This is a genomic window from bacterium (genome assembly GCA_040757115.1).
Taxonomy (GTDB): domain Bacteria; phylum UBA9089; class CG2-30-40-21; order CG2-30-40-21; family SBAY01; genus JBFLXS01.
Genome location: JBFLYA010000064.1, coordinates 1 through 18,800, shown reverse-complemented (window position 1 = coordinate 18,800; position 18,800 = coordinate 1). Strand labels below are relative to the sequence as shown.

7 protein-coding genes are annotated in these 18,800 nt (G+C 37.3%); 5 read left to right on the top strand and 2 right to left on the bottom strand.

Annotation, left to right across the window (positions count from 1 at the left end):
• Positions 1-466: 466 nt before the first annotated feature.
• The gene (locus tag AB1422_07600) at positions 467-1,873 is read left to right on the top strand and encodes a radical SAM protein (GenBank protein MEW6619185.1); all 1,407 of its coding nucleotides are present in this window, start codon (positions 467-469) and stop codon (positions 1,871-1,873) included.
• A gap of 84 nt (positions 1,874-1,957) precedes the next feature.
• Here AB1422_07600 and AB1422_07595 read toward each other — a convergent pair whose 3' ends face one another.
• Positions 1,958-2,122, bottom strand: coding sequence for a hypothetical protein (locus AB1422_07595; protein MEW6619184.1), 165 nt, complete (start codon positions 2,120-2,122; stop codon positions 1,958-1,960).
• A gap of 63 nt (positions 2,123-2,185) precedes the next feature.
• Between AB1422_07595 and AB1422_07590 the strand changes: the two genes are divergently transcribed.
• Positions 2,186-3,544, top strand: coding sequence for a FecR family protein (locus tag AB1422_07590; protein ID MEW6619183.1), 1,359 nt, complete (start codon positions 2,186-2,188; stop codon positions 3,542-3,544).
• Here AB1422_07590 and AB1422_07585 read toward each other — a convergent pair.
• Positions 3,536-3,766, bottom strand: a complete 231-nt coding sequence (locus AB1422_07585; protein MEW6619182.1) for a hypothetical protein — start codon at positions 3,764-3,766, stop codon at positions 3,536-3,538. The two genes, AB1422_07590 and AB1422_07585, sit on opposite strands and share 9 nt — an antisense overlap.
• Before the next feature lie 211 nt (positions 3,767-3,977).
• Here AB1422_07585 and AB1422_07580 point away from each other — a divergent pair, with 211 nt between their 5' ends.
• The 3 genes from AB1422_07580 to AB1422_07570 form a co-directional block, all read left to right on the top strand.
• Complete coding sequence (locus AB1422_07580) at positions 3,978-5,630, top strand: hypothetical protein (protein ID MEW6619181.1); 1,653 nt, start codon at positions 3,978-3,980, stop codon at positions 5,628-5,630.
• 421 nt (positions 5,631-6,051) lie between these two features.
• A complete protein-coding gene (locus tag AB1422_07575) occupies positions 6,052-18,309 on the top strand; it encodes a PKD domain-containing protein (protein MEW6619180.1) in 12,258 nt (4,085 codons plus the stop codon).
• A gap of 189 nt (positions 18,310-18,498) precedes the next feature.
• The coding region (locus AB1422_07570; protein MEW6619179.1) for a hypothetical protein at positions 18,499-18,800 on the top strand (302 nt) is incomplete at its 3' end.

The window sequence follows — 18,800 nt, the reverse complement described above, 5'->3', positions numbered from 1 at the left end:
CAGGCTATATATCAAAAGTGTAAGAAAGGGGATAAGGAGATAAGAGTGATATGGAGATAAGATAATAGAAATAGATTGAAATTTATAGAAATAGGTAGAAATTGATTGTGGAAAACAACAAATTTCTATAAGTTTCTATTAATTTCAATTTTTGTAACTATTCACCACGAAGGGGACGGAGAACACGAAGTGAAATTTGATGAATTATCGAATAGAGTCATTGGATGCGCTATAGCGGTGCATCGAATTCTTGGGCCAAGTTTGCTTGACACCGTGAAGAGTGATAATTCACAATTCACAATTGACAATTCACCATTCACCATTATTAAGGAAATTTAGGGAAGAAATTGTGAATGGTGAATTGTGAATGGTGAATAGTTACCAATTTTTTTAATAATATCTCCCTATCTCCTTAATCTCCACATCTCCTTTTGTTACACCACCTGAACGCTTACAATTAGGTAATATGAAGGTTTTGTTAATCAATCCGACATTAAAAAATATGATTACTACCTGTTTGCCCAAATATGTCGAAGAGGAGAGGGGATTTTATCCACCACTTGGTCTGGCATTGATTGCTGGCTATCTGGAAAACCACACACCATTTAAGGTAGAAATTATTGATGCCTTAGCCGAAAACCTGAACTCACAGGAACTACAAATTCAAATTCAACAAACCGCCCCAGATGTCGTGGGTATTACTACGACTACCTTTAGTTTGATTGATGTCTTTAATATTGCTAATCTTGTCAAAAATGTGAATAAAAACATTTATGTCGTTTTAGGAGGTCCTCATTGCGGGATTTATCCAAAAGAAACTTTATCTCAAGAGAGTGTTGATGCAGTGATAATCGGTGAAGGAGAGATTAGTTTTTGTGAGTTGGTCAAACATTTAGCTGATGACAAATCCCAGATTAAAGGGATAGGATTTAAAAGTAATGGAAAAATATTTATCAATCCTTTTCAAGAATATGTTCAGGATTTAGATACCCTGCCGTTTCCCGCAAGACATCTACTTCCTTTAAATAGATACTATTCTATTCATGGACAAAGAGAACAGATGACGACTATGTTTTCTTCAAGAGGGTGTCCGTATAATTGTTTATTTTGTTATCATGCCTTTGGCAGAAAAGTCAGGTTTCGTAGTCCCGAGAATGTCGTTGATGAAATTCAAGAAATCCTTAATCTGGGGATAAAAGAAGTATTTTTCTTCGATGACCTGTTTACGGTTAAAAAAGATATGGTTATGGGGATATGTGATGAGATAATGAAAAGGAAGTTAGAGGTAGTCTGGGAAATTCGAGCCAGAATAAATACGGTAGATAGAGAGATGCTTCAAAAATTAAAACAGGCAGGTTGTATAAGAGTATCTTATGGAGTTGAGGCAGGAACTAATAGAATCCTCAAGGTGTTACGCAAGGGAATAACTACAGAGCAAGTAATAGATGTGTTTAAACTGACTAAAGCCGCGGGGCTTATTACCTATGCGGATTTTATGATTGGCTCACCGGGTGAGACTAAAGATGAAATTTTACAGACAATCCACTTTGCCCAAAAAATTAACCCTGATTTCGTCCAATTCACGATTACTACCCCATATCCACATACCGACCTCTATCAATTAGGATTAGATAAGAAAATATTTAAAGAAGATTATTGGTTAAAATTTGCACAATATCCTGCTAAAGATTTCATTCCGCAGGTCTGGAACGAGAATTTAAGTTATGATGAACTAATAGAGTTATTAAACTATGCCTATAAAAGTTTTTATGTGAGACCTCAATTTATCCTCAAACAGATGTTAGGCTTGAAGTCTCTAAAAGATTTCCTCCGCTATGCCAAAGCCGCAGTTAGGGTGATGAAGAGTAAATAAAATAGTTGACAATATTAAAATTTTGTGGTATATTATTGCTCCATGATATTTAATTTTAGTAAGTGAGTTATTTTGGGTGGTGTCTTAATCTAGCATAAAGGTTGAAATAGTGTAAGAAAAGGAGATATGGGGATTATGGAGATTAGGAGATAAATTCATTCTAAAATTTTGCAAATTACAATGAATAATCTCCATATCTCCCTTTATCTCCTTATCCCCTTTTTTACACCAAATCTGAATAGATTTCACTATTAGCGTTATTTTCAGACACCACCTTATTTTGACGATATATATCTATTAGAGGAGGAAGGGATGATGATGTATAAAAAACAATTTATTTTTATGGTAATATTTTTGAGTCTCCTTTCAAGTTTGGCATTAGCAAATAAAGATTTAGGAGTGACTATTACTAAAGTGAGCGGTGAGTGCGAGGTATTGAGGGCAGGGGAGGTGAAATGGATTAAGGCAAAAGTGGATATGCGACTTTATATCAACGATAGAATCCGCACAAAGTTTATCTCTCAAGCCACCATTGAATTTGACGATGGCACGACAATTGAGATGTATGAAAATACAACGATTGATATTAAGGAATTATTTGAAGAAACCCAGACGGGCAAAACTAAATCGGAAATGAAACTCTGGCTGGGTAAAATCTTAGGCACAGTGGAAAAACTAAAAACCAGGGACTCAGAGTTTAATATTCAGACACCAGTAGCGATAATTGGTATTCGTGGCACTAAACTTGAGGTAGAAGTAGGCAAACAAGGCGAAACTACCTGTAAAGTCCATACAGGTGTGGTTAGAATGCGTGGTCTGGAAGAGCCAGAAGATGAATGGACAACGATTAGAGAGAAAGAAAAGGCATACTGTATTACCCCGGATGAGGTTACACCGCCGGAGATATTTATACCTCTGGAAGAAAAATTACCTAAGTTTAAACCATTACCCGCACCAAAACTCTATGCCCAATTCCCAGGCGAAAATAAACCCTTTATCAATGAAATCCCAGATGTAACCGTTTTTATCTCTCCTCCACCTATCCCTGTAAATATAAATCAGATGCCAGCTTGCTTTTTAGAGATTGGAGATAACCGACCCATCGAATTACCCAAAGGGATAACCAAATATCGCTTCAAACCCTTTTTGAAACCAGGACCAAATGAATTAGCCATTAAAGCCTGGTATGAAAAAGGAGAGGTTGGGGCGGTGGTTGTCCATTTCCCTTTCTTTGACCCTATTTCACCGATTATCCAGGACTGGAGAATAGACCCTAAAATTCCAGACCAATTAATAGAGAAGATAAAAGAAGCCTGTGAGGGGAATGAGAGGAAATTTGAAGGAACGGAACCAGTGCCAGTATCTATATTTGTTAGAGCCACGGATTTAGGAAGTGGAGTCAGGAATGTTTTTCTCAATCTCAATGAGAAAGAGATGAAAAAAATAAAAGAGGATTATTATGAAGGATTTCTCTTTTTAAATGTCCGAATAACAGTTGAGTCACCTGAGTCACCAAAACCACCCAAAAAATATAAAGTGATAGAAGTTAAGTTATTAGTAGATTTAAACTTAATGGTAATAGATAAGGCTGAAAATGAGTCCACAGAGATTATGGACCCAAGAAAGATAGAAAGGGAAATTCACCGTAGATTACAAACAAGGTTAAATTAAGAAGCAAATGTTAGTCCGTAACCGTTCAGGTAATCTTTTACCGCAGAGACGCAAGAGTTCGCAGAGAGGAAAATATCTTTTTTTGTAACCGTTCAGGCTATATATCAAAAGTGTAAGAAAGGGGATAAGGAGATAAGGGCGATATGGAGATAAGATAATAGAAATAGATTGAAATTTATAGAAATAGGTAGAAATTGATTGTGGAAAACAACAAATTTCCATAAATTTCTATTAGTTTCTACTAATTTCAATTTTTTTAATAATATCTCCCTATCTCCTTAATCTCCACATCTCCTTTTGTTACACCACCTGAATGCTTACCAAATCTTTTTATTATTCGTGTTCATTCGTAGTTATATATTCCCTCTGTGTTCTCTGTGACTCTGTGGCTATATCCCTGAACGGTTACATCTTTAGTCTGGAGGTGTTTTTTATGCAAGTGAATAAATTAATCAGTGGAGTGCTACTTAGTTTGGTGCTTTTTTCACAAAATGTCCTGGCAAAAAAAATCGATTTAAGTGGCAATACGGCAATATCTGTGACTCAAACTAATATCAACAATAAAACTATTGAAGATATACCACCTGATTTAACTGTAGGGGTAGAATATCTGGTCAATGGTAGATTTCTAAATTTAGACCTTAATAGCTCAATTGAACTTAAGTTTAATAACCGCGATGATGATTGGGATGAGATAGTTGAATCATTCACCTTTGGTCTTTCCAGGACAGGGATGATATTTGAGTTAGGCGATGTATATGAGGAAATATCTGATTTTACACTATCTGATGATGTCAGTCCAAAATTTGGGTTAAAATTTAATCGTCGGATTAATTTAGGCGAAAAATCAGAATTTATGCTTATCGGTGGTCGCTTACAAGAGGCATCGGTCTATGAAATTGATGAAGATGAAGATGGTGTGCTGGATGCAAATGAAGATAAAAATGGAAATGAGAAATGGGATTATGGATATACTTATTATGACCAGTGGCTGGGTGGGATGAGATTTTCTTCATCCCCAACTAAAAATACATTTTTCGGTATAACCTATTTTAAAATAAATGATGATAAGGATTCAAGAGAAGAACGAGGCACGGTTACAACCCTTCCCATTAAAAATGATGTAGTGGCAATAGATACCGCAGTTTCCTTTTTTAATCATTTCTTAACTTTATCTGGAGAATTAGCCAGAAATAGTTATGAAGAGGTGGGAAGTCCTACAGCCCACGATAAGGCGTATAAAGTTAGTTTAAAGGCAGATAAAAAAAAGAAATGGAACTTTGAAATAGGATATGATTATCTCGGAACTGATTATTTTAGTGCAGGTAGTCCATATTTAGAAACGGATGCAAAAGGATATTTTACCACCGCCGAATGGTTACCAAATGAAATCTGTAGTTTTATTTTAGAAGGTGAAATTTATGAAGATAATTTAGAAAATGATTCAGGATACCCGATTACCAAAACAAAGGTTATTAGCACCATATTTGAACTGAAACCCGAAAAATATCCACAAATAACGCTTGAATGTGAGTTGACCGATGAATTAAGTGATAGATATACCGACTCGTATCCAAAACTTGATAAACTTACAAAAGAAATATCATTAGAATTATGTCACTCTATCAAAGAGACGGATTTGGTGCTTGATTTACAGAGGTCGGATATTGATGACAAAAGCTCAGATTCTTATGGCACTGAATATGAGGATTATAAATCCGATGTGATTTCTTTGACACTGAATACAAAATTTGCCCAAAAATTCACCCTCGCTAACTACCTTTCATATACCAAAAATAAAACTGGTAATGAAGATGATGATACCTTTAATACAACTATTGATTTAATTTACGATATTATCCCCCAAAAGTTGATATTAAAACCTGGATATGAATTTGAGGAATATCGGATTGAAAAAAACTATAGTAGTAAAGAATGGACAGCAAAATTAGAGGTAGATTATTATCGTTCTTTTACCTCGCAATTTACCTTTTCCTATGAGCGGATGAAAAATAAGGATAAGGAGGACCCTGCAACTGATTATAAAGCAGACCGGGGGATGATTAAATATACGAAGATGTTTTGAATAAAGAAGATAGAACGCAAGATTTTTTACGCAGAATTTTTTTGTTTTAAAATCTGGGTCATCCAAAATATTTTAAACTTTTTTTACAGTAATTCTCGGTGAATTTGTGATACCTTGAAACCACTTGACTTAGCCCATAACTACAAAATTATTTTTCGCGACAATCTATTGTAGGACACATTGAGAATAAAAGAGTTGCGAACTTTTTCACCGAGAATTGCTGGCTTTTTTAAAAAAATACTTGACAAAATTGAGATTATAGTGTAAAATCTTAACATCTCACTTCTAATTGAACTTCTTAGGTGTTAAAATAATAGACTTGAGAGGGGAGGGGGTGAGATTTTTTTTAGAAAGAATGGTTAGATTTGTCTAAATTGTCCGACTGGTCACAATAATCTAAAGCTTAAGGAGGAATCTTTTTATGAGTATTAAAAATTTAATAAAGGAAGGGAGTAAAATGAGGAAAAAACTAATAAAAATAAACTTTTCTTGGGTGCTTTTATTAACCATGGGCTTAAGTTTTGGGCTGTTGGAAAAGGTATATGCCGCTCCTCAGCTTACACAGGAATTAAGATCTGGGGGGAAGATGTATCTGAAGTGGGATGTGACTACTGGGGCAACATATACATTGAAAAGGGCGATAAATATTGATCTAACAAATTGGAATACCGATGCAGCAGCAACAGTAACTACGGTTTACGCTACCTATACCGGTACTATTAGTATATACGACACAGCTACTGGAGAGAGTGGTGAAGAAGGAGCTTATTACCGGTACAGATTAAGAGAGGAAGGAGGAGGAGGGTGGTCTAATATTACCCTTGGGTATCTTGATCGGACGATACCCGAGTCAATTGATGATCTTATTATTACTTCGCAAGCTCAACAAAAGTCAATACAACTTCAATGGACAGCTCCTTTAGACCCACCATTTAAGGCTACAGCTACTCCTAATGGTTCTCAACTCTACTATATGATATATCGAAAGGCAAAAGCAGGAAAATTGGTAAATGGTGAGATAAATAATAATAATTTGCTTGCGGTAGTTAAAGCAATAAATCCTCATAATAATTCTGCTCTTCAGCAATTTACATGTTATGATGCTAATGGCACAGGTACTATTCGTGATACTAATTGGCAATATTATAGCTGGGTAAATTCTAACATGGGTGTACCAGAAAAGGCAACTCAATATGCCTACGCAGTTATAACCGTAGATACTGCTGGTGTCTGGACTACTAATACTACTACTTATTATCCATTAGGGACACCAGGGACACCAACAGGTAATGTTTCTGAGATCTCTGGTGCTGGCCAGGCTACTATTGATTTAAAAGGTATAGTTTCTATTCTTGACCTGACAGGTGTCGGGACAGGTTCTGGAGGGGTGGGTTCGATTACTTTAAACTGGTCTGCGGCTACAAATACATTAGGGATAGGTTATTATTTTGAGATACATCGTAAACAATTGCCTGGTACTTTAACCCAAGAATTTATAAATACAGGTAATTATCTTATTGGAACTACCACTGATACTTCTTATGAAGGAAGTGTTACTTCAGGATTATGGTATTCTTTTGCAACTATAATAGTTGACCCGTCGGATGGAGTAGAGAAGTCGCCTATATCTAATGACCTCGTCATCTTAGGAGATTGGACACCTCCTGAAGTTAATATTACAAATGTTACACCTACCTATACCGAGTCACCTGGGACAATAACTGTTAGCTTTACCTACAATGAATTAAATCCAGATAAATATATCATAAATATATATAATGATGAGATGGGAATAAATAGTATTGGCTCTTTTACCTCAACTCTTACAATTCCTAATGATGGTACGTTGACTATTACGGGTACGGTAACAATAAATGGAGTTGATGGAACTTACTCTGTTAAGGTAACTATCATTGATGAAGGGGATAATGAAGGTGAATCTGTATGGGATAGTGCGGTGGTAGTAGATGTTGGGGAGCCAGTAGTAACAGTGAATGAACCGGCGAATAATGTATATCGTAAGAATAACGGTACTGTGACTGTTTATTTTACATATAGTGAGCCTAATCCAAATACTTATAGTGTCCGAATTTACCAGGGTGCAACTGAAATCGGAAGTGAAACAGGCAATTTGACTACTCCAGAGGGTTCAAAAACTGTAAATATCCAGGTATCTGGAGCTACAGATGGAACATATTCAGTTCAGGTAAAGGTAACAGATAAACTTAATCATGCAGGGTATGGTACTGCCACTGGCTTAGTAGTTTTAGATAATAAAGCTCCTGAAGTGGAGGTAACAGAACCATCTGTTGATGTATATCGAGAAAATGGTGGTACAGTTAGCGTTACTTTTTCTTATAGTGAGCTAAATCCGGCAACATATACTATTACTATTGGAACAGTTGGTTCTGCTGAAGGAACATTAACTACACCAGATGGACAAAAAACAGTAGATGTTCAGGTATCAGGTGCAGATGGTACTTATTCTGTTTCAGTTACTGTTACTGATAAGGTAAATTTAAGTGATTCGGGAACAGCTCCTGGTACAGTAACTTTAGATAATAAAGCTCCAGAGATAAATATTACATCGCCACTTGGTGGGACTATTTATACCCAAACTCCAGCAACTATTACTGTTACCTTTACCTATGTAGAAGATAATCCTGCTACTATCACTGTTACAATTGGTACAACTACTGTGATTGGTAGTGCTACGGGCACTCCAGAGAGTGCAGTTGTGCAAATATTAGATGGTTATGGAACTGCTTCAGTATATATTCCAGATCCTCCTACCCCAGCCAATGGTACATATAATGTGAAGGTTGTTATGAGTGACAGGGTAGGAAAAACTGATGAAGATGAGGAATTGGGCGCGGTTTGGGTAGATAATACAGTTCCAGGTACCATTACTATTGTGGCAGTACTTACTAATGGAAATGAGGAAAATATAACTGGAACTATATCTGTGGGTGGAACCGTAACTATTAGAGCAACTGCACAGGATGATGAAACTGGAATTGATAAGGTAGAATTTTACTGGGGAGATACTGGGCTTGATACCAGTGGAACAGATAGTTCACCTTCAAAACTTGGAACGCATACTATTGTATGGAATGCAACTGGTAATGGAATAAAAGACTTATTTTGCATTGCATATGACCAGGCAGGAAATACAGCTACATCACCTGCGATAGTAACAGTAGTTGATAATCAACCACCACAGATAAATATTATTTCACCTACTACACAAGATAAAGTCTATCAGAGAGGTGAAGGGACAGTTACAGTTGTATTTACCTATACTGAAGTTTATCCAGCTACATTAACAATAACGATAAACTCTGAAATATATGGAGTGCTCACACAGACTACTACTACTACTCCCAATATACCTTCTGCTCCTGTTCCTACACAGGCTACTTATACATTGACCTTTACTAATGCTGGTAACAAAGAAGGGACATATACTGTAAGTGTCCTGATGAGTGATAAAAGCATAGGGTCAACTACTGATACTGAAGAGGAGGCAGTGATTATAGATGATACTCCTCCACAAATGACTATTGTATATCCGACAGAGAATAATTTAGCTTATGCTACTAATACAGATATTATTATAGTAAGATTTACATACACTGAGGCTAATCCTGATATAGCGGTGGTATATATGGGTACATCTAGTTCTCTGTTTGCTGGGACAAATACTAATCTTCCTCCTGGAACAGGGACTACTATAGGGACAGTTAGTTTAGGTTTTGAAAATCTTCCAGAAGGAACATATTCCATAAGAGGATATATGATGGATAAATGTGGGGTGGGAACATGGACTGATATTATCTGGGGAGTGGTGGTGTTAGATGATACTCCACCAATAGTAGAGATAACTGATCCCACTACTTTAAATAAGGCGTATAAGAAAGGTACAGACTCAGTTGTTGTAACATTTAGCTTTACTGAGAAATATCCAGGGACACTTACGATTAGTATAGAAGGTACCACATTTTCTACTCAAACTGTCTATCCTTCTACCTCAACACCAGCACAGATACCAACAATTGGCTCTTTAACACTACCATTTGAGGGATTAGGAGATAGTCCCTATTCATTATTTATAGAATTACAGGATAAGGTAGGTAAGATTGGAACAAATAGTCAGACAGATGCGTTAATTATAGATAATATCTCACCAGAAGTTACAATAATTAATCCACTTGGTAGTTATACAACTACTCCTGATAATAGAGTAGTGATATTTACTTATACTGAGCAAAATCCTGATTTTGCAACTATTACTATTACTGGAGTAGCTACTGAGACTGTATTTGCTACAACGACTACTACATTTTATGGAAATTGGGGACAGGGAACAATAACTATACCCGCCGGTAGTGGTACTCTTGATGGCACCTATACGGTAGAAGTGACTTTAACTGATAAGATAGGAAATAAAGACACGGATACTAAAGATGAGGCATTAACGATAGATGATACTGCACCAGCGATGACTATTGTATATCCGACAGAGTATAATTTGGCTTATGCTACGGGGACAGGTATTATTGTACCGAGATTTACATACACTGAGGCTAATCCTTATCAAGCCAGTGTAGGTATGGGTACATCTGCTCAAGCGGGTTATGTATGTGTTGGAACCACAATTAATCTTCCACCCGGAGATGGAACTACTATAGGGACTGTTAGTTTAGATTTTGCAAATCTCCAAGAGGGAACATATAGTGTAAAAGGAACAATGACAGATAAATGTGGTTTGGGGACTCAAACTCCTGTTATCTGGGGTGTAGTAGTTGTAGATATGACTGGGCCAGAGGTAGAGATAATTAATCCAACTACTTCAAATAAAGCATATAAAAAAGGTACAGATTCAGTTGTTGTGGAATTTAGTTTTACCGAGAAATATCCAGGGACACTTACTATTGGTATAGGTACTTCTACCATGGAATACTCTACACAAACTGTGTATCCTGCAACAACAACAATACCATCACAGCCTGTAAAAGGTTCTTTAACTCTACCGTTTTATGGATTAGCAGAAGGAACTTACACATTATTTATAGAATTAGAGGATAAGGTAGGAGTGATTGGTACAAATAGTCAGGCAGATGCAGTAATTATAGATGACAGTGGGCCAAAGGTAACAATAATTAATCCACTGGGAAGTTATACAACTACTCCAGCAGATAGAGTAGTTCTCTTTGATTATGAAGATGCCTCACCTTTTGCTTATGCGACTATAACTATTTCTGGAATAGCTACGGTGTTTTCTACTGTGACCACTTTAAAAGGTCGTGGGACGGTAAGTATTCCCGCTGGTAATGGAACTCTTGATGGTACTTATACAGTAGAGGTAATTGCAGTTGATATACTAGGAAATGTAGGAAATGCTTATAAGGAGAGTGCTCTAACTATAGACGATACTGAGCCAGCGATGACTATTGTATATCCGACAGAGTATAATTTAGCTTATGCTCTGGGGACAGATACTATTGTACCCAGATTTATATATACTGAAGCCAATCCTTATGGAGCGTGTGTAGGTATAGGTACCTCTACAATTCTATTTAGGGGGCTAAATTTTAATCTTCCACCTGGAACGGGGACTACCATAGGGACAGTTAGTTTAGATTTTAAAGATCTTCCAGAAGGAACATATTCTGTAGTAGGAACAATGACAGATAAATGCGGTTTGGGGACTCAAACTCCTGTTATCTGGGGTGTAGTAGTTGTAGATATGACTGGACCAAAGGTAGAGATAATTAATCCAACTACTTCAAATAAAGCATATAAAAAAGGAACAGATTCAGTTGTTGTAACATTTAGCTTTACTGAGAAATATCCAGGGACACTTACTATTGGTATAGGTACTTCTACCATGGAATACTCTACACAAACTGTGTATCCTGCAACAACAACAATACCATCACAGCCAGTAAAAGGTTCTTTAACTCTACCGTTTTATGGATTAGCAGAAGGGACTTACACATTATTTATAGAATTAGAGGATAAGGTAGGGGCGATTGGTACAAATAGTCAGACAGATGCAGTAATTATAGATGACAGTGGTCCAAAGGTAACAATAATTAATCCACTTGGAAGTTATACTACTACTCCAGTAAATAGAGTAGTTCTCTTTGATTATGAAGATGCCTCACCTTTTGCTTATGCGACTATAACTATTTCTGGAATAGCTACAACTACTCTATTTTCTACTGTGACAACTTTAAAAGGTCGTGGGACGGTAAGTATTCCCGCTGGTAATGGAACTCTTGATGGTACTTATACAGTAGGGGTAATTGCAGTTGATACACCAGGGAATGTAGGAAATGCTTATAAGGAGAGTGCGTTAACTATAGACGATACTAAGCCAGCGATGACTATTGTATATCCGACAGAGAATAATTTAGCTTATGCTCTGGGGACAGATACTATTGTACCCAGATTTATATATACTGAAGCCAATCCTTATGGAGCGTGTGTAGGTATAGGTACCTCTACAATTCTATTTAGGGGGCTAAATTTTAATCTTCCACCTGGAACGGGGACTACCATAGGGACAGTTAGTTTAGATTTTAAAGATCTTCCAGAAGGAACATATTCTGTAGTAGGAACAATGACAGATAAATGCGGTTTGGGGACTCAAACTCCTGTTATCTGGGGTGTAGTAGTTGTAGATATGACTGGACCAAAGGTAGAGATAATTAATCCAACTACTTCAAATAAAGCATATAAAAAAGGAACAGATTCAGTTGTTGTAACATTTAGCTTTACTGAGAAATATCCAGGGACACTTACTATTGGTATAGGTACTTCTACCATGGAATACTCTACACAAACTGTGTATCCTGCAACAACAACAATACCATCACAGCCAGTAAAAGGTTCTTTAACTCTACCGTTTTATGGATTAGCAGAAGGGACTTACACATTATTTATAGAATTAGAGGATAAGGTAGGGGCGATTGGTACAAATAGTCAGACAGATGCAGTAATTATAGATGACAGTGGTCCAAAGGTAACAATAATTAATCCACTTGGAAGTTATACTACTACTCCAGTAAATAGAGTAGTTCTCTTTGATTATGAAGATGCCTCACCTTTTGCTTATGCGACTATAACTATTTCTGGAATAGCTACAACTACTCTATTTTCTACTGTGACAACTTTAAAAGGTCGTGGGACGGTAAGTATTCCCGCTGGTAATGGAACTCTTGATGGTACTTATACAGTAGGGGTAATTGCAGTTGATACACCAGGGAATGTAGGAAATGCTTATAAGGAGAGTGCGTTAACTATAGACGATACTAAGCCAAATGTGACATTACTCTATCCTACAAATGGAAATCCTTTCTATGGCCAAGCTGATGGGACATTTACTATTACTTTTTCGTTTACTGAAGAAAATTATGGAACGAGTGTAGTAATAATATCGACATTTGATGGAACCATACAGACAACAATAAGTACAACCGTTGCAGAAGAAATTGGAATTGGCAGTGCAACATTTAATTATAATACTGCAAGTGAAGGAACATATTCTGTTAAGGTAGAGATGAGAGATATAGTGAATAAATTAGGTACTGCTACTCAAAGAGAGGCGATTATAATAGATACTACAGACCCAGTATTAAAGATGATTTCTCCTGCTACGGTAACCTATACTATGGCAACAGATACGGTTAAAGTAATATTTACATATACAGAAATACATCCAGGAACTATTACTGCAAGACTAATAGGTACATCGGGAGCCGTATCTGCATTTACTCTTACTACTACTTTAACCCCCACGGGGACAAATACCTCTTTGCAAGGCACACTTACACTTCAACTTAATAGTGTATCTGATGGTACATATTCAATACAGGTGGAAATGATAGATAAAGCAAATAATAGTACAGTTACTACACACCCAGATGCGGTTATAATAGTGGATACTATTCTACCAGAGGTAACTATTATTTCACCTACTACAAATAGTCCTGCCTACGGTACCGGAACTGGTTCAATAAAGGTAGTTTTTACATATACAGAGGCAAATCCAGAGATGGCTACTATAACGATTGTAGGTACAGGAATTTCTACTTCTACTACCAATTTAGTTGGAGGACCGGGTGTGCATCAAGGTACTGTAACACTTCCATTTACTGGTTTATCAAATGTAACATATTCACTAAAAATAGAATTAAGTGATATACCTGGTAATGTAGGTAGTAGTACTCAACAAGATGCACTTATTATAGATGCCCAGCCACCTATTGTAACTATTATTTCACCAACAGGTTATGGGACAAAGACATGGGCTTGTGAAGGTGGGAAGATTGAGGTTGTGTTTTCATATACGGAGCAAAATCCAGCTTCTTTTACAATTACTTTTGCAGGTCCATTAGGAGAAATTGGATCATTTACTCAAATTGGCAATATATCTCCTGGAACAGATTGTATTAGATCTGAGGTAGTAACTTTAACTAATACTATTGCCAATGAAGGAACTTATACCTTAACTATAACCATGTATGATATGTTAAGCGTTCCTGGAGCAGCAGCTACTAAATCGGCTCTTTGGATTGATACAACTAATCCTGAAACGCAAGGTACGGGGACGGATATTAGTTCACCTGCTTGGGGTGCAATGGTACCAGTAGAACCTGGAACTATATCAGGTGTTATAGGAGATGGAGTTACCAACCCATTATGGATGAGTGGGGTAAGGAAGGTAGTGGCATACTTTATACATGCAGGGGAAAATATTCCAGATGATAGTCCGTCTGGTTATCCCTATGCATCAGAGACAGACCCAGCCTTTTTAGCTCTTAATCCTATATATATTGGTAGTTATATTGTTTCACAAACTCCTGCACCTGCGGTTGCGACTTATTCTATCAATTGGGATCCTACTACCTTTCCACCAGGTGGGTTCTGGATTGTAACATTTGTATATGATGAGGCAGGTAATGTATATGATCCATGGTTACCTGGCGGAATACGAGATGTGACACCACCAGAGCAAATTAGAGATGTTGAGGGTAAGTCGCCACAGGGAACAAAGGATGTTGTGCTGGATTGGACAGATAATGGAGTACCTTATGATAATTCAGGGAGTATTTGTGGATATCGAATATACGCTAAATCAGATGATGATGACCCTTACAATCCACCACCTGCAGCACCAGATAAGAATGCAGTGGCTAATTTTGTACCAAGTGGGACATATACTGTATGGCGATATTTAGTAAATGTAGAAGGTAGATACTGGTTCTGGGTAGCGGCGGTGGATGAGGAGATTATATATGATGGTGGTGATTCGGTAATTGAAACATACCCACAAATAGGATATGATGATACATTTGTAGCTTCAGGAACTGGGTCTCAACCAGGAGCCACATATACAACTATTATTGAGCCAGGACTAAATAAATATATTAATTCTATACCTGGCGATATTGATGGAGATGGGGATGTGGAATATCCAAATACTGATGATAGAGGACCGAATATAGCTCCACTTTCACCACCAGTATTAGTATACATAAACGATATGACTCCTCCACCGGTTGTGACTAAATTTAATGCTACTATGACAACTAATTCGAGTGTTTTACTACAGGGAACACAAACTACTAAGAATAAGAAGATAGATAACGATGAAATGGATTATTACCTCGTCTATCGCAAGGCGCAAGGAACTAACTTAGTAGATGCTGATTTAATAGATGTTAATCAAATAGCACAAGTAGATTATAACCCGGTTAATATTACTGAGGATTTACCAGGGACATATACTTATCATTTCCAATACATTGATAGTGCTGTTACTGTAGGACAGACCTATGCCTATGCAGTTATAGCAGTAGATAGAACAGGTAATAAGAGTGCTATTTCTATTGGTGTGAATACTGTTGTAACAGTGCTTGATACTACACCACCGCAGGCAATTACTACTTTGGATGCTCAACCAATTGCAGGAAGTAGAACGGTGAAATTGACATGGTTAGAACCAATAGATAATGTAGGGGTAACACTTTATACCGTTTATCGAGCGACATCTCCTATTTATGCTACATCTACGGCTGTTTTTAGAGGGACGACTACTGCTACTGAATATGATGATGTGGGTATTGCATCAGATGAAGGGAAGACTTTCTATTATGCTGTTATATCAGAAGATGCCGCTGGGAATGAAAGTAATATTTCAAATAGCCCATTTGCTACAGTAAATGATGTTACGCCACCTACTCCGGCATTTAGTTATGATCCAAGTTCACCGAAGCAGGATGAGGATGTGACATTTGATGCGAGTAGGTCGAATGATAACATAGGTGTAGTAAGTTATTACTGGGGATTTGGAGATGGAGCGACTGCTACAGGGATGGTAGTGACACATCGTTTTGCAGAGAAAAAGACATACACGGTAACATTAGAGGTTAAGGATGCAGCAGGGAATGGTAGTTCGACAAGTCAGGATGTAGTGGTAGGAGATTCAGAGAAGCCTGTAATATCAGGGTTAGCGAACAGGAAAGGAAACACAGGGGATATGGTATCAGTACCAGTGACAGTAACAGACAATAATGAGGTAGCGACAGTGACGGTACATTACAGTCAGGATGGAAATGAGTATTCGACGACTACAGTAGGAAGTGGGAAGAATTGGAATTGGACATTTACATTTACTGCGACTGATACGAGTGTAAGTGATATAGAATATTATGTAGAGGCAAGTGATTATGATGGTAATACATTAGTTAGCGGTAAGTGGTATATAAAGATAACAGACAATGATGATCCGACAGCAGCATTTAGTTATGATCCGAGTTCACCGAAGCAGGATGAGGATGTGACATTTGATGCGAGTGGGTCGAATGATAACATAGGTGTAGTAAGTTATTACTGGGGATTTGGAGATGGAGCGACTGCTACAGGGAGGGTAGTGACACATCGTTTTGCAGAGAAAAAGACATACACGGTAACATTAGAGGTTAAGGATGCAGCAAGAAATGGTAGTTTGACGAGTCAAAATGTAGTTGTCGGAGATTCAGAGAAGCCAGTAATTTCTGGGTTAGGAGATAGGAAAGGGACGACCGGAGACCCTGTATTTGTGCCAGTAACCGTAACGGATAATAATATGGTAACCAGTATAATCTTACATTACTATCAGGATGGGAATGAGTATTCGACCTCAACGGTAGCAAATGTAGGAACCTGGACCGGGACATTGACATTTACGGCGAATAACAATAGTGTTGGGAAGATAAGATATTCCATTGAGGCAAGAGATGATGATGGAAATATATCAGAGAGCAGTATCAGGGAGATAACGATAACAGATGATGAGAATCCAGTAGCGGTTTTCACCTATAGTCCAATTACTCCAGAACAAAATCAAATAGTAACATTTAATGCTGGGAGTTCAACAGATAATATAAAGATAGTAACATATACCTGGACATTTGGCGATGGAGATATCTTGAGTTTACCAGGTTGGGAATGTACACATAGATATACCCACATAGGGACATATACAGTTAAATTAGAGGTTCAGGATAATGCCGGAAATAAAGCTTCTACCCAGACAAGTATAGTTGTGAAGGATAAAGAGACTCCAGTTCCTCATATTAACTGTAACAACAGTGGAATTGACCAAAATCCTAAGCCAGTTGAAGAAGATGCGGCAGTTATCTTTGATGGTAGCAAATCAACGGATAATGGGATTATCAAAACATATATTTGGGAATTTGCGGGTAATGGAACACAGATAGTTGCAACTACTACTTCTGCTATTACCTATTCCTTCGCTAATCCAGGGCTATATACAGTCTATTTGAATGTAGTGGATGATAATAATAATACGAGTACAGTTCCTGCTTCTATTCAAGTTACTGTAGTGTATAAGCAACTTACGAAGACACAAACAATTGGTGCCAACGGCGGCATTCTTGGTGAGGTAAATGATATTACACTTAATATCCAGGCCGGTGCTTTAGGGGCGAATGTTGAGTTTAAGGTTGAACCAGCATCTTTAGCCGAAATCCCGAATGGATTTGTTGGTATTGCGGGCACAGCTTATAAAATAACTCCAAAGAAACTTTTCAATAAGGAAGGTACTTTAACTATCTGGTATGCAGATGCTGACCAGGATGGTCTGGTAGAAGAGTGTGACATTAACAATTTCCAGAAACAACCGCTTAAAGCAGAAGACTTACGAATTTACTATTTCGATGGTTATGATTGGATGATGTTGCCCAGTGTAGTTAACATTGCTTCAAGGACTGTAATGGCGAAGATAAATCATACAGGTAAATTTGCCATTGGGATAAAAGACCAGGGGATAGCAGGTCGGGATGTTGACCCGGATACTATTCTGGCTAACTTAGTTTTGACTGAAAATCCATTTGCTCCAAGTGGTAGTAATTTCACCGAATTTCATGGTGATTTAGGTAGAGATTCGTATATTACCGTTAAAATTTACGATACTACCGGTGAAGAGGTAAGAGAACTACCAAGGACATTAGTTACAGCAGGAGCAAGTCGAGTATTGGCTATCTGGGATGGAAGAACCAATGGTGGTGAGATTACTGAAAATGGTATCTATGTCTATCAGATTAAGGTAGCACAAATTGGTGGTAGGATGAAGGTTGAAACACACGCAATTGGGATAGTGAAATAAAGGTAATGTAAAGCGTAATTAATTTACCCGGATGAAGTGAGATAGTAGGTTTAAGAAGCAAGGAACAAGGAGCAGAGGAGCTTATTTTTCTACCGTGCTCAATTGAATCGTGAAACTACCAACTATTATATCACTTCAGAAGGCTAAATAATTAGGATGAATCTTTACTCGAGTATAAGGTAAAAGATTATGTTAGAAGATGAAATATTACAAAATTTCCTGAATAATGCTGTAAAAAACGCAAAAAGACAGATAGAAGAAGAAGGCAAATTAACAGTAGAGAGTGCTATTCCATTACTGTTGCAGTCACAATTTAACCATATCCTTCATCTTGACAAGGAACTTTCTAGTTTGCGAATATTGATTGATGAGCGATTTGAAAAGATTGATGAGCGCTTTGAAAAAATGGAAGGACGATTTGAAAAGATTGATGAGCGCTTTGAAAAGATGGAAGGACGATTTGAAAAGATGGAAGGACGATTTGAAAAGAT